Raw genomic sequence first — 23,393 nt, forward strand, 5'->3', positions numbered from 1 at the left:
ACCTCGGGGTCGGCGACGATCGCGGCGAAGATGTTGTCGAGGCGGCGGGCGAACGCGGCGACCGTCGATTCCCCGAACAGGTCGAGCGCGTAGGAGAACTCGGCCGACATGCCGCCGACCTCGCCGTCGGTGTCCTGCACCTCGGTGAGCGTCAGCTGTAGGTCGAACTTGGCCAGCTGGGCGTCGTAATCGATACCGCTCACCGAAAGGCCGGGCAGCTGCAGCGAGGCCTGCTTGGTGTTCTGGAACGACAGCATCACCTGGAACAGCGGGTGCCGTGCCTGCGAACGGGCGGGGTTGAGCACCTCGACGAGCCGCTCGAACGGCACGTCGGCGTGGGCGAAGGCCTGCAGGTCGGTCTCGCGGGCCTGGTCGAGCAGGGTCGCGAAGGCGGTGGCGCCGTCCACCTCGGTGCGCAGCACCAGGGTGTTGACGAACATGCCGACGAGATCGTCGAGCGCCTGGTCGCCACGACCGGCCACCGGGGTGCCGATGGCGATGTCGGACGATCCGCTCGAGCGCGCGAGCAGCACCGCGAGGGCGCTGTGCATCACCATGAACAGCGAGGCGTTGTAGCGGCGGCCCAACTCCATCAGGGCACGCTGTGTTTCGCCCGCGATGACGAAGCTGTAGGTGCCGCCTCGGTAGCTGGCGGCGGGCGGACGCGGGTGATCGGCGGGGAGCACCAGCTCGTCGGGCAGATCGGCGAGTTCGCGCTTCCAGTAGTCGATCTCGGAGGAGATCAGCGAGGTCGGGTCGTCCTCGGAACCCAGCACCTCGCGCTGCCACAGCGCGTAATCGGCGTACTGGACCGGCAATTCGGCCCAGGTCGGCGCCTCCCAGGAGGTGCGCGCGGCGTAGGCCATGATGACGTCGCGCGAGAGCGGCGCCATCGACCAACCGTCGGCGGAGATGTGGTGCACCACCATGCCGAGCACGTACTCGGAGTCCGAGATCTCGAAAAGCCGTGCGTGCAGCGGCACTTCGCTGGTCACGTCGAAGGCCATCGAGGCCAGGTCGATCAGATGATCGATGAGGTTTTCCTCGGTGACCCGGTACGGGGTGAGGTCGGGCACGATCTGGGCGGCGTCGAGCACCACCTGCACCGGGCCGTTGCCGGAGTCGGGGAACACGGTGCGCAGCGACTCGTGCCGGTCGATGACGTCGATGACGGCCACCTGCAGGGCGGCCACGTCGAGGTCACCGGACAGGCGGATGGCGACCGGGATGTTGTTGACCGCCGAGGCGGTGTCGAAGCGGTTGAGGAACCACATGCGCTGCTGAGCCAGCGACAGCGGCACCTGCTCGGGCCGCTCGCGCGCCACCAGGGCCTTGTGGGCGCCGTCGCCCGCCTGCGATTCCACGCGCGCGGCCAGGGCGGCCACGGTGGACGCCTCGAACAACATCCGCACCGGAACGCGGGTATCGAGGGCGATGCCGACGCGCGAGACCACCTGGGTGGCGATCAGCGAGTTGCCGCCGAGTTCGAAGAAGTCGTCGTCGACGCCGATGCGCGGCAGATCGAGCACGTCGGCGAAGACCTGCGCGATGATCTGTTCGATCGGCGTTGTCGGAGCACGGAATTCGCGCACCTCGAAGACCGGGGCGGGGAGGGCGCGGCGGTCGAGCTTGCCGTTGACGGTCAGCGGGATGGCGTCGAGCTGGACGAACGCCGAGGGCACCATGTAGGCCGGGAGCTGGTCGGCGGCGAACTGGCGGACCTCGTCGAGGTCGAGCTTGTGCGATTCGGCGACGACGTAGGCGACGATGCGCTGGCCGCCGGGCTGGTCCTCGCGCACGATGACCGCGGCTTGGGCGATCTCCGGGTGCGACAGCACGGCGGCTTCGATCTCGCCGAGTTCGATGCGGAAACCACGCACCTTCACCTGGTCGTCGGCGCGGCCGAGGTATTCGAGCTCGCCGAAACGGTTCCAGCGCGCGAGGTCGCCGGAACGGTAGAGGCGTTCGCCGTCACCCATCGGGCTCGCGACGAACCTAGTCGCGGTCAGATCGGGGCGACCGAGGTAGCCACGAGCCAATTGTGGTCCCGCTACATACATTTCGCCTGCGACACCCACCGGAACCGGCCGCAGACGTGAGTCGAGCACATACACGCTCAGGCCGGCGATGGCGCGGCCGACGATGGAACCCGAAGCGGCGGCGATCGTTTCGGCATCGAGCGCGCGGTACGACACGTGCACCGTGGTCTCGGTGATGCCGTACATGTTCACCAGCGTGGGCGACGAATCACCGTGGCGGGCAACCCAATCCGACAGGCGACGCAGCTCGAGCGCCTCACCGCCGAACACCACGTAGCGCAGGCTCAGCGGCTCGACGCCAGGACCGGCATTTCGATCGGCCTCGGCCAGTTGATAGAAGGCCGACGGGGTCTGGTTGAGCACCGTCACGCGTTCGGTGCGCAGCAGATCGAGGAACTGCTCCGGGGAGCGCGAGGTGAAGTAGTCGACGACCACCACGGTGCCGCCGAACAGCAGCGGACCCCACAGCTCCCAGACGGAGAAGTCGAAGGCGTAGGAGTGGAACAGTGTCCACACGTCGTCGGGGCCGAAACCGAAATCACGATCGGTGTTCGCGAACAGCCGCACCACATTCCGGTGTGCCACCGCCACGCCCTTGGGACGGCCGGTCGAACCCGAGGTGTAGATGACGTAGGCGACATTGTCCGGCGACAACGGTGCACGGCGATCGGCGTCGGTGATCGGGGCGCCGTCGGCGTCGTCGAGCTCGCCGAGCACCAGCACCGGCAGATCGTCGGCCAGCTCCACCTCGGAGTCGGCATCGATCACCACACTGGTCGGGCGCGAGTCCTCGAGCACGTAGGCGATGCGCTCGGCCGGGTAGGTCGGATCGACCGGGACGTAACCGGCACCGGTCTTCACCACCGCGAGCAGGGCGACGACCAGATCCAGCGAACGCGGCAGAATCACCGCGACCAACGACTCCGGTCCCGCGCCGTCGGCGATCAGCTTGCGCGCCAGCGCATTCGCGCGGCGGTCCAGCTCGGCGTAGGTCAGCGACTCCGCGCCGTAGCGGGCCGCGACGTTGTCCGGATGCGCCGCGACGGCGGATTCGAACAGGTCGACCAGGGTGATCTCCCGGTCGGCGAACCGGCCGGTGCCGCCGTCGGGGGCGAAACTCACCCACTCGCGCGACACATCGAGGCGTTCCTGCTCGCCGAGCAGATCGATGTCACCGACGGCCACCGACGGGTCGACGGTGATCGCGCGCAGGATCGACAGCAGCCGGTCGATGAACGACTGCACGGTCTCGGCGTCGAACAGATCGGTCGCGAACTGCGCGACCGCCGCCAGGCCCTGCGGGGCACCACCGCTGCTGTGCTGCTCGGTGATGGTCCACTGCAGGTCGAACTTGGCGATCGCGACCTCGAGCTCGTCGGCGCTGACCGTGAGACCGGGCAGCTCCAGCTCGCCGTGCGCCATCTCCTGGAACGACAGCATCACCTGGAACAGCGGGTGGCGCGCCTGGGAGCGGGTCGGGTTGAGCACGTCGACGAGACGCTCGAACGGCACATCGGCATTGCCGAACGAGGCCAGGTCGGTGTCGCGGGTGCGAGCCAGGAAATCGGCGAACGACAGGCCGGGATCCACGTCGGAACGCAGCACCAGGGTGTTGACGAACATGCCGATCAGGTCGTCGAGCGCCTGCTCACCACGACCGGCGATGGGGGTGCCGACCGCGATGTCGCGGGTGTTGGACAGCCGCGACAGCAGCACCGCGAGCGCGGCGTGCAGCACCATGAACAGCGTGACGCCCTTGGCACGGGCCAGGGCGATCAGGTCCGCGTGCAGGTCGGGGTCGATGTCGAAGGCCAGCTGCGCACCACGGAAACTCTGCTGCTGCGGGCGGATCCGGTCGGCGGGCAGGTCGAGCTGATCGGGCAGGCCGTCCAGCGCCCGGCGCCAGTAATCGATCTGGCGGGCCGCGATGGACTCCGGGTCCGACTCCGAACCGAGCAGCTCACGCTGCCACAGCGTGTAGTCGCGGTACTGCACCGGCAGCGGTTCCCACGCCGGAGCCAGCCCCGCCGCGCGGGCGAGGTAGGCGGTGGCGACATCGCGGGCCAGCGGGCCGAAGGAGAAACCGTCGGCGGCGATGTGATGGACGACGAACGCGACCGCGTATTCCGGTGTGCCATTGGTGCTTCCGCCGGTGACCCGGTAGATCCGCACCCGGATCGGCAGCTCGAGGGTGACGTCGAAACCCCTGGACGCGAAGTCGACCAGCTCGGCGGGCAGCTCGGCCTGATCGATCGAGGACACGGTGATGCCGAGGTCGAACTCGTCGGCACCCAGTACCCGCTGGAAGCCGCCGTCGGCATCGGGGAAGATCGTGCGCAGCGACTCCTGGCGCACCACAACATCATTGAGCGCCGCGATGAGCGTGTCGACCTCGACCCGGCCCTTCATCTGCACCACGAAGGGCAGGTTGTAGGTGGGCGCGGCGGGGTCGAACTGGTTGATGAACCACATCCGCTGCTGAGCCAGCGACAGCGGCACCCGATCCGGATGCTCCTGGGCGACCAGCGGCGGGCGAGACGAGATCTCGGCGGGCGCAACGGCTTCCGCCCGCGCGGCCAAGCCGGCGACGGTCGGGGTCTCGAACAGGGCGCGCACGCCCAGCTGGATGCCGAACGCGGCGCCGATGCGGGCCACGACCTGGGTGGCGACCAGCGAGTTGCCACCGAGTTCGAAGAAGTTGTCGTCGGCGCCGACCCGTTCCTGGCTCAGCACATCGGCGAAGATGCCCGCGACGATCTGCTCGGCTGCGGTACGCGGAGCTCGGAAATCGCCCGCGGCGGCGGTGAACACCGGCTCGGGCAGGGCCTTACGGTCGAGCTTGCCGCTGGTGTTGAGCGGGAACGCGTCGAGCACCATGATCGACGCGGGCACCATGTAGCTGGGCAGCTTCTCGGCGACGAACCTGGTCAGGGTCGCCGGGTCGGCGGACTGACCCGGCGCGGGCACCACGTAGGCCACCAGCTGCTGACCGGTCGCGGTGTCGACCACGAGCACCGCCGCCTGGCTGACGCTCGGGTGCGCGAGCAGGTCGGTCTCGATCTCGCCGAGCTCGATGCGCTGACCACGGAACTTCACCTGGAAGTCGGTGCGGCCGATGTACTCGAGGACGCCGTCGCCGTTCCAGCGCACCAGGTCACCGGTGCGGTACATGCGCTCGCCGGGGCCGCCGACCGGGTTGGCGACGAAGCGGTCCGAGGTCAGGTCGGGGCGGCCGCGGTAGCAGCGGGCCAGCTGACGACCGGCCAGATACAGCTCACCCGGTGCACCGATCGCGGCCGGGCGCAGCCGCGAATCCAGCACGTAGACTTCGACATTCCATTCGGGGATACCGATCGGCACCGTGACGGTGTCGGCTTCGGTTGCCTCCCAATAGGTTACGGAGACCGCGGCCTCGGTGGGGCCGTACAGGTTGTGCAGTCCGGCGCTGGAAATGGCGCGCAGACCGGCGGCGGTCTCCGGCGGCAGCGCCTCACCGATCACGAAAACCGCACGCAGCGAAGCACATTGGGCGGCGGTGGCGTGCGAGACGAAGACGGTGAGCATGGACGGCACGAAATCCGTCACGGTGACGCCGTGGCGTTCGATCATGTCCGCGACATACAACGGGTCGCGGTGCCCGTCGGGCGAGGCGATGACCAGCTTGGCGCCGACCATCAGCGGCAGGAAGTAACCCCACAGCGACACGTCGAAGGTGGTCGCGGTCTTCTGCAGGTACACGTCGTCGGCGGTCAACCGGTACTCGTCGAGCATCCACAGCTCTTGGTTGACGATCGCGTGATGGGTGACCGCGACGCCCTTGGGGCGGCCGGTGGAACCGGAGGTGTAGATGACGTAGGCGGTGTTGTCCGGGCGCAGCGGGGCGAGCCGGTCGGCATCGGACACAGGTGTGGCGTCGAAACCGGTGGTGTCGAGTCGATCGATCTCCACCCGAGCGACATCGGCGGGCAGGTCGAGCTCGTCACGGCTGGTGGTGAGCACGCAGACCGGTGCCGCGGATTCGAGGATGTAGGCGGTGCGGTCGGCCGGGTGATCCGGGTCGATCGGCACGTAGGCGCCACCGGCGCGCAGCACGGCGTGCATGCCGATCACCAGCTCCAGCGAGCGGCGCATGCCGAGGGCGACGAGGGATTCCGGGCCGACACCGTCGGCGATCAGGTAACGCGCGAGCCGGTTCACCCGGTCGGCGAACTCGGCGTAGGTGAGCGTTTCACCCTCGAAATCCAGGGCGATGTTGTCGGGGGTGCGCGGGACCTGGGCGTCGAGCAGGGCGGGCAGCGTGGTCGCGGGGACCTCGTGCGCGGAATCGTTCCACTCGGTGAGCGAGCGTTCCAGTTCCTCGGCGCCGGTGACGGGCAGCGCCCACACGGGCAGTTCGGCGTCGGCGGCGAGGAAGCGGTCGAAGAACTCGAGGAAGCGGGCGTGGTGGGTGCGCGCTTCCTCGGCCGAATACAGGTTCGGGTTGGTCTCGAAGTCGATGTGGGAGCGGGTGCCGCCGTGCGACTGGTAGAAGTTGACGCCCAGGTCCTCGATGCTGCCGGTGGACAGCACGTTGAGCGTGCCCTCCATGTCACCGAAGCGCAGCTGGTTGTCGAACAGCATGATGTTGACCCACGGACCGAAGAACTCCGTGGAGACCATGCCGTCGCCCGCCGAATCACGGCGGATGTCCTCGTGCCGGTAACGCTGGTGACGCAGCGCGCCCGACACCTCGGTGGTGACCGAACGCAGCAGCTGGGCGACCGTGGTGTCGTGTCCGACGCGCAGGCGCAGCGGCACGATATTGGAGGTCGCGCCACCGGAGCGGCGCATGGTCGCGGTGGTGCGGGCGGTGACCGGCAGGCTGAGGATGACGTCCTCGGTGCCGGTGATCTGGGCCAGGTAGGCGGCGAAGCCGGCGATCAGCAGCGGGGCGGCGGTGCTGTCGTGGCGGGTGATCGCGGCGGCGAGCAGGTCGTCCTGGTCCTGCGACAGCGCGGCGCTCGTGATGTCGTTGACCGGCGACGGCGGCGCCGACCGACCGGTGAGGCTGCTGCCCTCCTCCAGACCGGCGACGCGCTGGGCCCAGTGCTCCTTGTCGGACTGGAATCGGGTGCTGTCGCGGTAGGCGATCTCGGACTCGTAGAGCGAGCGCAGATCGGCGGCCTTGTTCGGCGGGGCCGGGATGCCGGTGACCTCGGCGGTGTAGAGCTGTGCCGTGCGGTTGACGAAGTTGTTGGCGCCGAAACCGTCGAGCACGATGTGGTGGACGCGGGCGTACCAGTACCAGCGCTCGTCCTCGAGCTGCAGCGCGGCGGCCTGCACCAGGCGGTCGGCGACGATGTCGAGCGGGCGGCTGTACTCGGCGCGCATCCACTCGGCGGCGGCGGCCTCCGGGTCGGCCTCACCACGCAGATCGACATAGATCAGCGTCGCGTCCTGGGTGGGGTCGATGGTCTGCATCGGCTCGCCGTCGATCTCGACGATGCGCAGCCAGCCCGATTCGAGGTCGGTGGCGGCACCAGCGCTCGCACGCTCGAGCGCGGCCACATCGAGGCGGCCACGCAGGTCGACGTACTGGGCGATATTGATCGGCACCAGCGGGTCGACGTGCTGCGCGTACCAGATACCCAGCTGTGCGGGCGAGAGCGGGAAGTACTCCGAAGAGCCTCCACGTCCGTCACCAGTTTCGCCGTTTCCGCCGAAATCCAGCCGGTCCAACCCAAACCTCGCTTCCGGAACACCCGTTCCAGGCGCTCCCCGACGACACCGGAACGCAGACGCCCAGCCAGATCCAGCGGTGGCGCCTGCGTCTCGGGTTCAATTCTCGAAATCAATCAGGCAAAAATGTCCATAGGCACTATCTGTCGGCTCAGCCGATCTCGTTACATGGCCGAGACCATGCTTCGGACCGTCCGGCCGACCGCGCCGGTGTGCTCGTCGCAAACCATCGCACCAATCTACCGGTGCCGCTGCCCCGCAACCAACCACCTCCATAGCTGGCGGGCATCGACCCAGGTAGATCCGTCGCACCCGGTTTGCTGACTGTTCCGTGCACCTCACATCCCGACTCTCGCGGTCGTGCGCGCAGCGATTGAGTGATGGGTCACATGTCCGGGCGCGGATCACTCGCCGCGCTGACGGGCCGGGTCGTAGAGGTGTGACTGGGCGCAGGTGGCGGGGATGTTCATCGCACGGCCGACGAGGATGACGGCGGCTTGCCGCAGGCCCGCCGATTCGACCTGGGCGGCGATGTCGGCGAGGGTGCCGCGCAGGACCACTTGTTCGGGCTGACTGGCTCGGTAGACGACGGCGACCGGGCAGGAGGGGCCGTATTCCTCGGCGAGCTCGTCGGCGAGGGTTTCGATCCTCGTGATGGCCAGGTGCAGAACGAGGGTGGCGCCGGTGGCGGCGAAGTTCGCCAGGGCCTCGCCCTCGGGCATCTTCGTCGAGCGGGCCTGGGTGCGGGTCAGGACCACCGACTGCACCACCTCGGGGATCGTGAGTTCGGTGCCGAGGACGGCCGCGGCCGCCGCGTAGGCGGGGACGCCGGGGGTGATGTCCCAGGGGACGCCGTGTGCGTCGAGGCGGCGGGTTTGTTCGGTGAGTGCCGAATAGATGGACGGGTCGCCCGAGCACAGGCGGGCGACGTCCTTACCCGCCTCATGGGCCTGCACGAGGTGGGCGGTGATCTGGTCCAGGTCGAGGCGCTGGGTGTCGATCAGTTCCGTGCCGGGCGCGCAGTGGGCCAGTACCTCGGGGTCGAGGTAGGTCCCCGCGTACAGGCAGACCGGGCTGTCGCGCAGGAGGTTCACCGCGCGCACCGTGAGCAGGTCGGCAGCGCCGGGGCCCGCCCCGATGAAATGCACCGTCATGGCAGCAGCGTAGAACGCTGGGGAGGTCTCAGCTCATTCGCGCCCGAACGAAGGTCGAGGCGAGGTGCAGGTTGTTGGCCGGGTTCATGTCGGTGCTCGCCGTCGACGCGTGCAAGAACGAGGTGATCAGCGCCAAGCGCTGTGGTGCTTCGAGGACCACGGTGAAGGTCCGCGTCTCACCCGCTTCGAGGGTGGGGAGCCGGAATCGGACGTGGGTCGACCGCACCTCGCCGCCACCTGGATCGACCAGGCGGTGCCAGCCCTGGGTCGACAACCGGGCTTCGACGTCGGTGGCTTGTCGGCCGCCGACATTGGTGACGGTGACGGTCGCGGTCACCCGTCCGCCGGGGTCGGCGGTGCGGGGAAGGTCGAGGTGCACGCCGACATCGCTGGGATGGTCGCCCGGCGAACCACCGACCCTCAGCACCCACAGCGTCATCGTGCCTCGGCTGGGCGCCACACCGGAGTCCACGTCGCCGGAGTAGTCGGCAGTGATCAGGTGGGTGCCGAAGCCCAGGTGGGCGACGTCGACATCACGGGCGATGGCGAGCCCGGCGTCGACCGGGACCGGTGCGCCGAGCGGCTTGCCGTCTGCGGAGAACTGGACGGAGCCGGTGTCGATCTCGCCTGCGGGGTCACGGGTGACCGTCGCGGTGAGGTCGAGTTGCTCGAAGTAGGTGACCGGGTTGTGGCTGGCGCTCACCTTCGTCGTCGTGGTGGCGGTGTACACGGTGAGCTCGGCCCGGCCGGTCGACTGTTCGTAGACCTCGTCACCGGAATAGTGCGCCTCGACCGTGCCCGAGCCTGCCCGCAACGGCGGTGAACTCGCCGTGCCGTCCGGGCCGAGTGCCACCGGATCGCCCAGTGCGGAACCGTTCTGGGAGAACTGAATCGCGCCGGTGGGTTTCGGCGCGTCCGGCTTCGGCGTCGGCACGGTGACGGTGGCGCCGACGACCGCACCGGCGAGTACCGGCGGTGGCGGGAGGGTCAGATGGACCTCGGTGGGCACCTTCTCCGTCTGCACCAGCACTCCGACACTGCCGAAGACCGGTGCGAACACCCTGGTCGGGTCGTCGGCCAGATAGGTCGCGAGCACGTGGTGGGTGCCTGGCCGCAGGCCGTCGACCGGCGGCAGGGTCGCCACCCCGTCGACCAGCTCGACGGGTCCCGGTGTCGCGACACCGTCGATCTCGAAGCGCACATGCCCGGTGGGTGTCCCGAACGCCGGTGTGGTTCCCGGTTTCTGGCTCACCTTCGCGCTGAAGCCGACCGGTTCACCGACCTGGGCGATGTGGTTCGGCGCGGTCGTCGTCACCTCGATCTCGGTCGGTACCTGGTCGTCGTGCAGCCGGAACACCGCGCCGCCGATCAGGTGGGCCGGATCGTCGGTGGCCGACGCGTCGACCAGGAACCCGCCGGGCAGTTCGCCCTGCCGCGTCGCGGGCAGCGCGGTCAGGTTCACCTGGGCGTAGCCGTCGGCGTCGGTGGTCGCCCGGATCGTGTCGCGGCCGTTGTCGAACCCGGCGGCGGGCGGCTGACCGGCGGGCATGGCGAAGGTGATCGATTTGCCCGCCTGCGGTCCGTGGATCGCGTCGACGAAGCGCACCCGCAGCGGTTCGGCGAAGGGCTGTCCTGAGTAGGCGCTCTGGCTGTTGCCGGAGATCAGTTCCACCCGACTGCGTTTCGACGGGATGGGGACGATCAACTGGACCTTGCCGTCGTTGAGCCGGTCCCGGTTCCCATGACTGCCGTCGGGCCCGTTGTAGAAGTGCGGTGGCTGGTTCGCGACGCTGTCGACGGTCGACTCGCCGCCGCCCCCACCGCCACCGCCACCGTCGTTGCCGTCCTGCGCGCCGTGGCCCTTGCCGCCGCCGTGGCTACCGCCGCCACCGCCACCACCCCCACCGCCGGTGGAGCTGCCGGTGGCGTGGCCGCCGTGCACGCCACGCTCGCTGCCGCCCACACCGCCGAAGCCGCCGCCGAAGCCGCCGCTGGTGCCGTCGCCGGGCTGGGGCCCGCCGTCGCCACCGTCGCCACCGTCGGCGCTGAAGCCGTTGCCCCCGCCACCGCCACCGCCCCCGGCGACGATGATCGGCCGGTTGTCCGAGGACGGTCGCGTGCCGCAGTCGGCGGCGTTCTGGCTCACCGCCGACGCCCCACCACCACCTGCCCCGCTGTAGGACGCGCCGGAGTCGGCGGTGCCACGCGCCCCGCCGGTCCCGTATCCCCATCCGCCGCCGGGCCCGCCGTAGTGCCCGACATCGATCTTCAGCTGTTTGCGTTCCTGCACCGCGATCACCGCCTGCACACCGCTGCCCGCGCCACCGGTACCCACATCGCCGAAGTCGTGACCGCCGCCCGCGCCGGACCCGCCGAGTACGTCGGCGAAGATCTCGTCCACGCCGTCGCCGACGCAGTAGTACTGCGCGGATTCGCCGTGCACACCGAAGGTCGTCGTACGGACACCGTCGGCCGAGGTGAGGAACAGGACGTAGCCGTCACCGGAGACCGACGCGGTGGTCACGCTCGCCTTCGAAAGGCTCGGCGACGCATACGAAGTCCCGCCACCACCACCCGCCCCACCGGCGCCCGGCGCGGCGTGCGGACCGTGCGTGATCGGTGTCTCCGGTGCGGCCGCCCCACCGCAGCCGCCGCCCTGCCCGGCACCGCCCAGGTAGCCACCGCCCCCGCCGCCACCGCCACCACCGCCGCCGGTCTTGTCGAAGGTGTGGCCCGCACCGCCCGCGCGGGTGCCGCCGCAGGTCAGGCCGCTCGGCGTGGTGCCCGCCGGGTTGTTCTCCCCCGCTCCGCCGATCCACGGCGGGCCTTCCTGCCAGCCGACCGCCGCGCTGCCGTCGCCACCGTCACCGCCGTCGCGTCGGGAGCCGCCACCGCAGTAGAAGAACGTCGAATCCTGCACGGGCGACACGGAATAGCAGTCCGGGGCGTTGCCACCCGCGCCCCCTCCGCCGCCCGCGACCAGCACGGGCTCGTTGTCGGGCCCGAGCACGGCCGACGCGCCGCCACCACCACCGCCGTCCCAGCCGCTCGAGTAGACAGTGCCGAAATTCGTGAGCTGATCGACCGCTTCACCCCGGGCACCACCGGAGGCGTACGGCGAGAAGCCGCCGTTCTCGCCACCCGCGCACCCGACCTGGACCTGGAACTCCTGCTGCGGGCTCACCCGCAGCCCACCGCTGACCTGTCCGCCCAGCCCGCCGATGCCGGTGAAGTTCGGGTTCGGCGTCTGACCCTGCCCACCGACCGCCTCGATGTAGAGGCTCGTCGTACCCGGTGGGACCCGGTAGGTCTGGGTTCGGTCGCTGCAATAGAACACGTCGATCGAAAGGCCGGATTCCGGATCCTCGAAATGGTCGGACGTGCGCTGGGCAGCCGGGCCCGGCGGCTGGGCCGACGCGTGCGTCGCGGTGCCGACCACGAGCACCACACCGAGAAGCGTGGCGACCCACGCCTGGGCCGCAGTCCGTCCGGCCATGCCAGAACTCCGTTCGCCGGCCTCGTCGCTTACGAAACTTGTCGAAACGGTAGCCCCGGTTGCCGCCCCGCCCTGCCAACGACGCGCGTATTTCTGCTGGTCATCGGGGTTGTCGATGGGTCTGGCGGAGAAAGGAATCCGGGTTCCTTGCGCTCGCTCGGCTGGATGCCCGCCGGGCACGGCAGTAGGTTCGGTGGCGACGAAGGCCGTTGCGACGACGGGCTCCCGATGAGTTGAGGTAGACCATGGAGTTGTCCAAGGGCGCGAACGCACCGGTGCCGTCGAGGGAAGTGCGGGTCACGGTGGCGGCCGACACGGGAGCCGACCTCGCCGCGCTTTTGCTGACCGCCGCCGGAAAGGTGCGCTCCGACAGCGATTTCGTCTTCTACAACCAACCGGTCGCCCCGGGCGTCGAGGTCGTCTCGGCCGAGGCCGTCCGTGTGTCGTTCGGTGCGTTGCCCGCCGAGATCGACCGGATCGCTTTCACCGCCAGCCTCGACGGCACCGGACCCGCCGATTGGGGCCGGGCTGGACCGCCCCGGATCACGGTGACCGACGAATCGACCGGCGCCCTGCTCGCCGCGTTCACACCGACGGGGCTCGGGCCGGAGACCGCCTTGATCGCCTGCGAGCTGTACCGGCGCGGGGACGGGTGGAAGGTCCGTGCGGTCGGTCAGGGGTACGCGCAGGGGCTGGCGGGTATCGCGACCGATTTCGGCATCAGCGTCGATGACGAACCTGCCCAGGAATCGGCAGCCGGGGCGCAACCGCCGTCACCCGCCGAGGTTCAGCCTGCCCCAGCGCCCGAGGTTCGATCGGCGCCGACCTCCCCCGAACCACCGCGGTTCGGACGCCCGACGGTCGACCTGTCGAAAGGGCATGTGACCCTACGCAAGAGCGAAACGGTGTCGCTCACCAAGGCCGGTGCACCGCCACTCGCCCAGGTGCGAATGGGCTTGGGCTGGGACCCGGCGACCCACGGCACCAAGATCGACCTCGATGCCTCCGTCATCGCCTACGACGACCGGGCCAAGAAACTCACCAACGTCTGGTTCCTACGTCGCGAGGCATTCGACGGCGCCATCAAACACTCCGGGGACAATCTGACCGGCCACGGTGACGGCGACGACGAGGTCATCACCGTCGACCTGACGGCCCTACCCCCCGAGGTCTACGCCCTGATCTTCACCGTCAACTCCTTCGCGGGCCACAAGTTCGATCAGGTCGGTCGCGCACACTGCCGCCTCCTCGACGACCACACCGGCTCCGAACTGGTCCGCTTCGAACTGTCCCAGGGCGAACCGACCACCGGCGTCTTCCTCGCCATGCTCACCCGCGACGCACACGGCTGGAATATGACCGCGCTCGGGGAGTATTCGAAAGGCGCGACCGTGCGCAAGATGGTCGACCCTGGCAAACAGTTCGTCTCGACCAGTCGTTCCAACACCTGATCGCACCGCCGGAGCCGAGTCCACGGCGGTGTGGGCGGACTGCCAGTAAGTTCGTCTCGGACGGCGAGCGCCGGCACGACGAGGAGGGGCCCATGCGGGTACGGAACAGAGTGAGCGCTTGCCTACTGGCGGTCGCGTCGGTCGCGCTCGCGGGTTGTGGTGACGATGCCGTCGAAGGTCATCCGATGATCGCCGTGGACAGCTTCGCGCCTTCCGAGGACAACCAGGACCCGGCGAAGGACATCCCCGGTGTCGTCACCGCCGAATACCCGCTCGGCAATCATGTGCCGAGCACGCAGCGGGTGGCGTACACGTCCGTCCCGCCGATGGGTGGCACGCACGACGCGGTGTGGGCGGCCTGCGACGGTGTCGTCTATCCCGAGGGCATCCGGACCGAGAACGCGGTGCACTCGATGGAACACGGCGCGGTCTGGATCGCCTACAACCCCGCGCGGGTGAGTGCCGACGATCAGGCGACGCTGCGGAACAAGGTGCAGGGCAGGACATACACCTTCATGTCGCCCATCCCGAACATGGCCGATCCGATCTCGCTGCAGTCGTGGGGCCACCAGCTCGTCCTCGACAGCGCGACCGACGCGCGCGTCGACCAGTTCATCACCGCCCTGCGCAACAACCCTTACACCACACCGGAACCGGGCGCTTCCTGCAGCAATCCGATCTTCGACCGCGATCCCGCGCCGTACGACCCGTCCACTCCCGGCCCGGACGCCGCACCGATGGACAACGAGCCCGTCTTCCCGACCGAACTGCCCGAGCTCCCGCTCGCGCCCCGCTGACCTACCCGGTCATGTCGAAATGCGCGATGACCTTCGTCGGCCGCACCCGCACCACCAGCTCCCCCGGCACCCCGTTGCGCTTGCCGAACTCCTCGGCCCGGTCCGCACCCATGTACCGGGCGGCGATCGCGGTCGCGGTCCGCACAAGCTCCGCCGGATCCTCCGACAACTCGACCGTCCCCTGCACCTCCACCAGCCCATAGGGTGGCTCTTCCAGATCCACACAGACCGCAACCCGGGGATCCCGCGCGAACGCCCGTCCCTTCGCGGTCTCCTTCCCGGTGTTGAACACCAGCTCATCGCCTTCCACGATGAACCAGATCGGCGTCACCAACGGCCGCCCGTCCTTGGCCGTGAACGCCACCTTGCCCGTCCGTGTGCCGTGGGAAAGGAACTCTCGCACCTGAGGATCCGTCAGGGAAGTCATGAGCCCAGCGTAGGCCCCTCCCCTGCCGCCACCCAGGAACCCGCGAGGCCTGTCGCTCCTCGCGGAAGGGGGCAGACTGGGCTGATGGACCAGCTGATCGTCGTCGATGCGGCCAACGTCATCGGTTCGCGCCCCGACGGATGGTGGAAGGACCGTGCCGGTGCCGCCCGGCGATTGCTTGCCGAACTCGCCGGCCTCACCGACACCACCGATGTCATCGTGGTGCTCGAAGGTGCCGCGAAAGCAGGCGCGGACGCGGCATCCGCCCCGCTGAAAGCCGTTCTCGCCGAAAGGTCGGGCGACGACACGATCGTCGACGTGGTCGCCACCGAGGACTACGCCACGATCATCGTAGTTACCGCCGACCGGGAGTTGCGCTCGAGAGTCGCAGCGCATGGCGCCGAGACAGTCGGCCCGAGCTGGCTGTGGAATCAGATCGCCGACAGTCGGGATCGGGCCGCCCGCCTGAGCATGGACGATGACGACATCGATTTCGAACCGACTTCGCTCGACATAGACCCGCAGATCCCCGACCTATGACCTGACTAGTCGAAGGTGGATCGGTCTCCGATCGACTGATCGCGCTAGTCGTCAGGTGCGTTCGAATCGAATGTCGTGATTCCCAAGGACTTCCAGGCGGCGAGCAACTTCCCGTCACCAGATGCCGCAACTAGGTCAGGGTCATCGAGTTGTGCGGCGACCGCGCAATGGACGGCGTCGTAACCCCGCATCGCATAACGCTCCGCGAAGACCGCCGCAGTTCGGACCAACTTCTCATCTACCTCGGTCACGTCGAGTTGTTGCCACAGTTCGTCCCGCAAACGCGAAGCCGTGCGAAATGCCGAGGTGTCGAGCCTGCCCATCCGGTGCGCTCGAGCCAGTGCCGCTGCCGATTCGACATAGAGCAGCCGACTTGCGACGACGTCGTCAGCGAGGTCCCAGAACCGTCTACATGCGGCACTGCTGGGCTCTACGACCAGCAGCGGAATGAACGCCGACGTATCGAAGTAGCCGATCACCGGCGCTGATCATCGATCAGATCGGACACGATTCCACTGCCCTGAACCGGTTCCGGTGCGGGTTGCTTACGCTTTCGAGCCGGCTGAATTCGCCCCTCCGCCCGCAGCTGCTCCAGTGCGGTCAGCCGATCAACAGGGACGATCCGGGCGATCGGCTTGCCGTGATCGGTCACTGTCACCGTCCGGCCCGCTCGCACCTCAGCCAGATAGCTACTGAGATGGTCCCGCAGGCCCCGCACACCGATCTCCATGACGCTCCTTTTTGTGGCGACAAATCTGATACCAATTGTAGCCACCACTTCCGGACAGCGATAGAAGCCGCGCCGACGATCTCAGCCATTGAGCAACTACTCAGCCGATAAAGCCGCTAAGGCCATCTGCCGTAGCACCGGGCGGGCACGGGAAGCACTCGCGGCCGACGCGCTGTGGGGTGTGGAGTTGATGAGGCCGAAGGCGGCGTGGGCTTTGATGCGGGCGGTTTCCTCGGCGAGGCCGGGGCGCAGTTCGCGGAGCACTTCCACCCAGACTTCGACGTACTGGCGCTGGGTGCGGCGCAGGACTCGGCGTTCCGGAGTGGGGACCTTGTCGAGGTCGCGGTCCTGGATGCGGATGAGTTCGGGGTTGCCGAAGGCGAAGTCGAGGTGGAAGTCGACCAGGCCGGCGAGGGCTTCGGCGGCCGTCGACGAGTCGGCGACCACGGCGCGGCCGCCTGCGAGCAGATGCTCACTGATGCCGACGAGCAGTTCGACCAGCAGTGCCTCTTTGTTCGCGAAGTGCCGGTAGACGGCGGGGCCGCTGATACCGACGGCGGCGCCCAGGTCGTCGAGGCGCACACCGAGGAAACCCCGGTCGGCGATCAACCGGGCGCCTGCCGTGAGCAACTGTTCCCGGCGCTGGGCCTTGAGTTGCTCGCGCCGGGTCGCCTGGACGGGTTCGGCCACCGGCGCTCCTTCCACCTCTGGACAACTTGGTTAATCAACATTAACCTGAATTTCAGTTATTGGCGATTAACCGGATGGCAGGATGGCCCGATGACGGTGACACACGACCTCGGCAATGACACCGAGGCCGCCACGAGCAATCGAGACGCGCACCTCGCCCTGGTGGCGGACCTGCGGCAACGACTGGCCACGACCGCCCTCGGCGGCCCGCAGAAGTCGCGCGAACGCCACGTCGCCCGGGGCAAGCTCCTCCCCCGCGACCGCATCGACGAACTGCTCGACCCGGGCAGCCCCTTCCTCGAGCTGGCGCCGCTGGCGGGCAACGGCATGTACGACGACGAGTGCCCCGGCGCGGGCGTGATCGCGGGCATCGGCCGGATCGCGGGCCGGGAATGCCTGGTGCTGGCCAACGACCCGACGGTCAAGGGCGGCACCTACTACCCGATCACGGTGAAGAAGCACCTGCGCGCCCAGGAGGTGGCCGCGCAGAACAACCTGCCGTGCGTGTACCTGGTGGAGTCCGGCGGCGGGTTCCTGCCCCGCCAGGACGAGGTGTTTCCCGACCGCGACCACTTCGGCCGCATCTTCTACAACCAGGCGAACATGAGCGCGCGCGGCATCGCGCAGATCGCGGCGGTTCTCGGCTCGTGCACCGCCGGTGGCGCCTATGTACCCGCGATGGCCGACGAGGCCGTGATCGTGCGCGACCAGGGCACCATCTTCCTCGGCGGCCCGCCGTTGGTGAAGGCGGCGACCGGTGAGGTCGTCACCGCCGAGGAACTGGGCGGTGGCCTGCTGCATTCGCGCACTTCCGGCGTGACCGATCATCTCGCCGACGACGACCGCGACGCGCTGCGCATCGTCCGCAATATCGTCTCGACACTCGGCCCGCGCCCCGAGGCCCCGTGGGAGGTGCTGCCGAGCACCCCGCCAGCCAAGCCCGAGGACGAGCTCTACGACGTGGTCCCCGTCGACCCGCGCACACCGTACGACGTGCGCGAGGTGATCGACCGGATCGTCGACGGCGAGAGCGGATTCCAGGAATTCAAGGCCGAGTACGGCAAGACCCTGGTCACCGGTTTCGCCCGCATCCACGGTCATCCGGTTGGCATCGTCGCCAACAACGGCGTGCTGTTCAGCGAATCCGCCATGAAGGGCGCGCATTTCATCGAACTGTGCGACAAGCGCAAGATCCCGCTGCTGTTCCTGCAGAACATCACCGGCTTCATGGTCGGTCGCGACTACGAGGCCGGCGGTATCGCCAAGCACGGTGCGAAGATGGTCACCGCGGTGGCGTGCGCGCGGGTGCCGAAGCTGACGGTGGTGATCGGCGGTTCCTACGGCGCGGGCAACTACTCCATGTGCGGGCGCGCGTATTCGCCGCGCTTCCTGTGGATGTGGCCGAACGCGCGCATCTCGGTGATGGGTGGCGAGCAGGCCGCCTCGGTGCTGGCCACGGTGCGCGGCGACCAGCTCGACAGCGCGGGCAAGCCCTGGTCGGCCGAGGATCAGGAGGCGTTCAAGGCCCCGATCCGCGAGCAGTACGAAACCCAGGGCAACCCCTACTACGCGACGGCGCGCATCTGGGACGACGGCGTGATCGCCCCGACCGACACCAGAACCGTGCTCGGACTTGCCCTTTCGGTGTGTGCGCAAGCGCCACTCGAACCCGTTTCCTACGGCGTCTTCCGGATGTGAGCGACATGCTGAACAAATCTCAACCCGTCGAATTCGACACCGTCCTGGTCGCCAATCGCGGTGAGATCGCGGTGCGCGTCATCAAGACGTTGCGTGCCATGGGCATTCGTTCCGTCGCGGTGTACAGCGACGCCGACAAGAACGCGCGCCATGTGCGCGAGGCCGACTTGGCGGTGCGACTCGGCCCGGCGCCCGCGCGCGAGAGCTACTTGTCGATCGAGAAGGTCGTCGACGCCGCTGTTCGTTCGAGCGCGCAGGCGGTGCACCCGGGTTATGGCTTCCTGTCGGAGAATTCGGCGTTCGCCGCCGCCTTGGCCGACGCGGGCATCGTCTTCCTCGGACCGCCCGCCAAGGCCATCGAGGTGATGGGCGACAAGATCACCGCGAAGAAGACGGTGACGGCATTCGGGGTGCCGGTGGTTCCCGGCATCGCCGAACCGGGCCTCACCGACGACCAATTGATCGCCGCCGCAACCGATATCGGCTACCCCGTGCTGGTGAAGCCGTCGGCCGGTGGTGGCGGCAAGGGCATGCGCCTGGTCGAGCGGGCCGAGGACCTGCCCGCCGCGCTGGTGAGCGCCCGCCGCGAAGCCGGTGCCGCCTTCGGTGACGACACTCTGTTCCTCGAACGTTTCGTCACCCGGCCACGGCACATCGAAGTACAGGTGCTGGCAGACGCTTTCGGCAATGTGGTGCACCTCGGTGAGCGCGAGTGCAGTTTGCAGCGCAGGCATCAGAAGGTCATCGAGGAAGCACCCTCACCGCTGCTCGATGCCGCCACCCGGGCGCGGATCGGCACCGCGGCCTGCAATACCGCGCGCAGCGTCGACTACGTGGGCGCGGGCACCGTGGAGTTCATCGTCTCCGCCGACCGGCCCGACGAGTTCTTCTTCATGGAGATGAACACGAGACTGCAGGTGGAACACCCGGTGACCGAGATGGTCACCGGCATCGACCTGGTGGAATGCCAGGTGCGGGTGGCCGCCGGGCAGAAGCTGGCCCGCACCCAGGACGAGATCCACCTGGTCGGGCACGCGATCGAGGCCCGCGTGTACGCCGAGGACCCGGGCCGAGGCTTCCTCCCGACCGGTGGCACGGTGCTCGCCCTGACCGAGCCGGAAGGCGAAGGCATCCGGGTGGATTCGGGGCTGTCCGTGGGAACCGTGGTCGGCAGCGATTACGACCCGATGCTGTCGAAGGTGATCGCCCGCGGCAACACCCGCGCCGATGCGCTCGCCGCGCTCGACCGGGCGCTGGAACAGACGGTGTTGCTCGGTGTCACCAGCAATATCGAGTTCCTGCGCTTCCTGCTGGCCGACGACGATGTGCAGGCGGGCCGCCTCGACACCGCGCTGCTCGACCGCCGCGTCACCGACTTCGCCCCCGCCGAGCCGACCGATGACGAATTCATCGCCGCCGCCACATATCACTGGCTGCGTCGTTGGCCCAAGCCCGATGCCGACCTGTGGTCGATTCCGTCGGGCTGGCGACTCGGAACGCCGGCGCCGACCGCGATCCGGCTCGCTTCGGGCGATCAGGTGCGCCACGTATTCATCACGGGCACACCGGATTCCGCGCGCGTGCGGCTGGCGAACGACGCCGCCGCTGCATCGGGCGCGCGACAACACCGAGGCGAGACACAACACCCAGCCGCCTCACAACACACAGGCACGACGCAGCACCCTGGCGACCCGGTGACGACCGCCGGAACACACTCGGAGGAGCCCGCGGATCCAGGGACCAGCTCACTGACCGGCGCCCTGCTCGACGACGGCCTGGTCTTCACCATCGACGGCCTGCGCCGCAAGGTGCGGGTGGCCGAGGCCGACGGCCAGCTGTGGGTGAGCGGCAACGGGCGCGTCTGCGTGCTGCGCGAAGTGGCGGAGGCAAGCGTTCGTGGCGATGCGGCGCACGTCGGCGACGCCGAAATCCGCAGCCCCATGCCGGGTTCGGTGATCGCGGCACCGGTCGCGAACGGTGCGACGGTCGCCGTGGGCGATCCGGTGATCGTGATCGAAGCTATGAAGATGGAGCACACCCTCACCGCACCGGTAGCGGGCACGGTGGAAGTGCTCGCCTCGCCTGGCACCCAGGTGAAGCTGGACCAAGTGCTGGTGCGCGTCGTCGCCCATCCCGCCGAAACCGACGACGCGAACACGGCCGACGCCGACATCGAACGTGAAGGAACCACCGCATGACCGACTACCTGTCCACCGGTTCCCTGCCGGAGGAATACCGTCAGCTCGCCCTCACCGTGCGTGACTTCGCCCAGCAGGTCGTCGCCCCGGTGTCGGCGAAACACGATGCCGACCACAGCTTCCCGTACGAGGTCGTGGCAAGCATGGCCGACATGGGTCTGTTCGGCCTGCCGTTCCCCGAGGAGTTCGGCGGCATGGGCGGCGACTACTTCGCCCTGTGCCTCGCGCTGGAGGAACTCGGCAAGGTCGACCAGAGCGTGGCCATCACCCTCGAGGCGGGTGTGTCGCTCGGCGCCATGCCGATCTACCGGTTCGGCAACGACGACCAGCGCGCGGAGTGGTTGCCCCAGCTCACCAGCGGGCAGGCGCTGGCCGGTTTCGGCCTCACCGAGCCCGACGCGGGCAGCGATGCCGGTGGCACCAGGACCACGGCCGTCGAGGACGGTGACAGTTGGGTGATCAACGGCAGCAAGCAGTTCATCACCAACTCGGGCACCGACATCACCCGCCTGGTCACCGTCACCGCGGTGACCGGCAACAACGGCGGCAAGAAGGAGATCTCCACGATCCTCGTGCCGACCTCGACGCCGGGTTTCGTGGCCGAGCCCGCCTACAACAAGGTGGGCTGGAACGCCTCCGACACCCATCCGCTGAGCTTCACCGATGTGCGGGTGCCGCGCGAGAACCTGCTCGGTGAGCGCGGCCGCGGGTACGCCAATTTCCTGCGCATCCTCGACGAGGGCCGCATCGCCATCGCCGCGCTCGCGGTCGGCGCCGCGCAGGGTTGCGTGGACGAGAGCGTGCGGTACGCGGGCGAGCGGCAGGCGTTCGGCCAGGCCATCGGCCGCAATCAGGCCATCGCGTTCAAGATCGCCAGGATGGAGGCCCGCGCCCACACCGCGCGCACCGCCTACTACGACGCGGCCGCCCTCATGCTGGCGGGCAAACCCTTCAAGAAGCAGGCCTCGATCGCGAAGATGGTGGCCAGTGAGGCGGCGATGGACAACGCCCGCGACGCCACCCAGATCTTCGGCGGCAACGGGTTCATGAACGAGTACGTGGTCTCCAGGCACTACCGTGACAGCAAGATCCTGGAAATCGGTGAGGGCACAACGGAGGTGCAGCTGATGCTGATCGCAAGGGAGCTCGGCCTGTGACCGAGAAGCGCGTGGTGCAGCGCGGCCTGTGGTTCGAGGAGTTCGAGATCGGCACGATCTACGAGCACCGGCCCGGCCGCACCATCACCGAGGCCGACAACGTCCTGTTCACCACCCTCACCATGAACACCCAGGCCCTGCACCTGGACGCGGCGTTCGCCGACGGCCAGCCACCGTTCAACCAGCGGCTGGTGAATTCGATGTTCACGCTGTCGACACTGGTGGGGCTCTCGGTGGCCCAGCTCACCCAGGGCACGCTGGTCGCCAACCTCGGCTTCTCCGAGATGACCGTGCCCGCCCCGCTGTTCCACGGCGACACCATGTACGCCGAAACCCTGGTCACCGGCAAACGCGAGTCCAAGAGCCGTCCCGGCGAGGGCATCGTCAGCCTCACGCATACCGCGCGCAACCAGAACGGCGTGGTGGTGGCGACCGCGGTCCGGCAGACGCTGGTGCGTAAGGCGCCGACCACATGAGCGCCTGGCAGCCGACGGGTCCGGCCTGGCTGTTCTGCCCCGCCGACCGTCCCGAACGCTTCGCCAAGGCGGCCGCGGCCGCCGACGTGGTGATCCTCGACCTCGAGGACGGCGTGGCCCCCGCCGACAAGGCCGCCGCTCGGCAGGCGCTGCTGGACACCCCACTGGACCCGCAGCACACCGTGATCCGCGTGAACGCGGCGGGCACCGACGACCACACCGAAGACCTGGCGGTGCTCGCCAAGACCGCCTACCGGCGGGTGATGCTGCCCAAGTGCGAGTCCGCCGAGCAGGTGCGCAACCTCGCCGAGTGCGAGGTGATCGTGCTGGTCGAATCTCCCCTGGGCGCCGTGCGCGTCGCGGAAACGGTGCAGGTGGACAACGCCATCGGGGTGATGTGGGGCGCGGAGGACCTGATCGCGGGGCTCGGCGGCAATGCCAGCAGGCACGCCGACGGCAGCTACCGCGACATCGCCCGGCACGTGCGGTCCACCAGCCTGCTCGCCGCCAAGGCGTTCGGCCGGTTCGCGCTGGATTCGGTGTATCTGAACATCAAGGACCTGGACGGCCTGGCGGCGGAAACGCTCGACGCGGTCGCGGTCGGCTTCGACGGCAAGGTCGCCATCCACCCGAGTCAGGTTCCGGTGATCCGCTCCGGGTACGCACCTTCCGAGGCCGAAACCGACTGGGCGCGGCGGGTTCTCGCGGAAGTCCCGAACCACCGTGGCGTATTCGCCTTCGAAGGGCGCATGGTGGACGCACCGGTATTGCGTCATGCCGAGCAGATCGTGCGCCGCGCCGACCTGTCCTGAACCGAGGAGG

General features: G+C 68.7%; 14 protein-coding genes and 1 pseudogene (1 of these 15 only partly in view). 8 read left to right on the forward strand and 7 right to left on the reverse strand.

Going from position 1 to position 23,393, the window contains the following annotated elements; all coding sequences use genetic code 11:
- The 3 genes from ACWEVR_RS07470 to ACWEVR_RS07480 form a co-directional block, all read right to left on the reverse strand.
- On the reverse strand, nt 1-7,757 hold the start of the coding sequence (locus ACWEVR_RS07470) for a non-ribosomal peptide synthase/polyketide synthase (protein WP_452466228.1). Its footprint begins 36,328 nt before the window's first position; the window shows 7,757 of its 44,085 coding nt (coding positions 1-7,757); the start codon lies at nt 7,755-7,757; the stop codon falls past the left edge of the window.
- Nucleotides 7,758-8,161: 404 nt separating this feature from the next.
- Nucleotides 8,162-8,911, reverse strand: a complete 750-nt coding sequence (cobM, locus tag ACWEVR_RS07475) for a precorrin-4 C(11)-methyltransferase (protein ID WP_452466229.1) — start codon at nt 8,909-8,911, stop codon at nt 8,162-8,164.
- Nucleotides 8,912-8,939: 28 nt separating this feature from the next.
- Complete coding sequence (locus tag ACWEVR_RS07480) at nt 8,940-12,407, reverse strand: Ig-like domain-containing protein (RefSeq protein ID WP_452466230.1); 3,468 nt, start codon at nt 12,405-12,407, stop codon at nt 8,940-8,942.
- A 245-nt stretch (nt 12,408-12,652) separates the two neighbouring features.
- On the opposite strand from ACWEVR_RS07480, the gene ACWEVR_RS07485 reads away from it, so the two are divergent.
- On the forward strand, nt 12,653-13,858 hold the full coding sequence (locus tag ACWEVR_RS07485; RefSeq protein WP_452466231.1) for a TerD family protein: 1,206 nt from the start codon (nt 12,653-12,655) through the stop codon (nt 13,856-13,858).
- 92 nt (nt 13,859-13,950) lie between these two features.
- Nucleotides 13,951-14,655 carry a DUF3105 domain-containing protein gene (locus tag ACWEVR_RS07490; protein WP_452466232.1) on the forward strand — a complete coding sequence of 235 codons (705 nt, stop codon included), beginning with the start codon at nt 13,951-13,953 and terminating at the stop codon, nt 14,653-14,655.
- Between the two features lies 1 nt (nt 14,656).
- On the opposite strand, the gene ACWEVR_RS07495 is transcribed toward ACWEVR_RS07490, so the two are convergent.
- A complete protein-coding gene (locus tag ACWEVR_RS07495) occupies nt 14,657-15,082 on the reverse strand; it encodes a PPOX class F420-dependent oxidoreductase (protein ID WP_067485274.1) in 426 nt (141 codons plus the stop codon).
- An 84-nt stretch (nt 15,083-15,166) separates the two neighbouring features.
- On the opposite strand from ACWEVR_RS07495, the pseudogene ACWEVR_RS07500 reads away from it, so the two are divergent.
- Nucleotides 15,167-15,520: pseudogene (locus ACWEVR_RS07500) on the forward strand (hypothetical protein); the annotation flags it as partial.
- Nucleotides 15,521-15,666: 146 nt separating this feature from the next.
- Here the strand turns inward: ACWEVR_RS07500 and ACWEVR_RS07505 are convergent.
- The 3 genes from ACWEVR_RS07505 to ACWEVR_RS07515 form a co-directional block, all read right to left on the reverse strand.
- On the reverse strand, nt 15,667-16,101 hold the full coding sequence (locus ACWEVR_RS07505; protein WP_452466233.1) for a type II toxin-antitoxin system VapC family toxin: 435 nt from the start codon (nt 16,099-16,101) through the stop codon (nt 15,667-15,669).
- On the reverse strand, nt 16,098-16,352 hold the full coding sequence (locus ACWEVR_RS07510; RefSeq protein WP_452466234.1) for a type II toxin-antitoxin system Phd/YefM family antitoxin: 255 nt from the start codon (nt 16,350-16,352) through the stop codon (nt 16,098-16,100). The genes ACWEVR_RS07505 and ACWEVR_RS07510 overlap by 4 nt, the downstream gene beginning before the upstream one ends.
- A gap of 96 nt (nt 16,353-16,448) precedes the next feature.
- The gene (locus ACWEVR_RS07515) at nt 16,449-17,042 is read right to left on the reverse strand and encodes an SACE_7040 family transcriptional regulator (protein ID WP_452466235.1); all 594 of its coding nucleotides are present in this window, start codon (nt 17,040-17,042) and stop codon (nt 16,449-16,451) included.
- A gap of 90 nt (nt 17,043-17,132) precedes the next feature.
- On the opposite strand from ACWEVR_RS07515, the gene ACWEVR_RS07520 reads away from it, so the two are divergent.
- From ACWEVR_RS07520 to ACWEVR_RS07540, 5 genes are read left to right on the forward strand one after another with little or no spacing between them, the layout of a single operon-like run.
- The gene (locus tag ACWEVR_RS07520; protein WP_357148330.1) at nt 17,133-18,740 is read left to right on the forward strand and encodes a carboxyl transferase domain-containing protein; all 1,608 of its coding nucleotides are present in this window, start codon (nt 17,133-17,135) and stop codon (nt 18,738-18,740) included.
- 5 nt (nt 18,741-18,745) lie between these two features.
- A complete protein-coding gene (locus ACWEVR_RS07525) occupies nt 18,746-20,938 on the forward strand; it encodes an ATP-binding protein (RefSeq protein WP_452466236.1) in 2,193 nt (730 codons plus the stop codon).
- Nucleotides 20,935-22,095 (forward strand): acyl-CoA dehydrogenase family protein, encoded by a 1,161-nt coding sequence (locus ACWEVR_RS07530; RefSeq protein ID WP_452466237.1) that lies wholly within the window; start codon nt 20,935-20,937, stop codon nt 22,093-22,095. Before ACWEVR_RS07525 ends, ACWEVR_RS07530 begins: the two co-directional genes overlap by 4 nt.
- Nucleotides 22,092-22,571 carry a MaoC family dehydratase gene (locus ACWEVR_RS07535; RefSeq protein WP_452466238.1) on the forward strand — a complete coding sequence of 160 codons (480 nt, stop codon included), beginning with the start codon at nt 22,092-22,094 and terminating at the stop codon, nt 22,569-22,571. Before ACWEVR_RS07530 ends, ACWEVR_RS07535 begins: the two co-directional genes overlap by 4 nt.
- A complete protein-coding gene (locus ACWEVR_RS07540) occupies nt 22,568-23,383 on the forward strand; it encodes an HpcH/HpaI aldolase/citrate lyase family protein (protein ID WP_452466239.1) in 816 nt (271 codons plus the stop codon). The genes ACWEVR_RS07535 and ACWEVR_RS07540 overlap by 4 nt, the downstream gene beginning before the upstream one ends.
- The last annotated feature ends 10 nt before the right edge of the window (nt 23,384-23,393 follow it).

The sequence above is a fragment of the Nocardia sp. NPDC003979 genome (assembly GCF_053605015.1).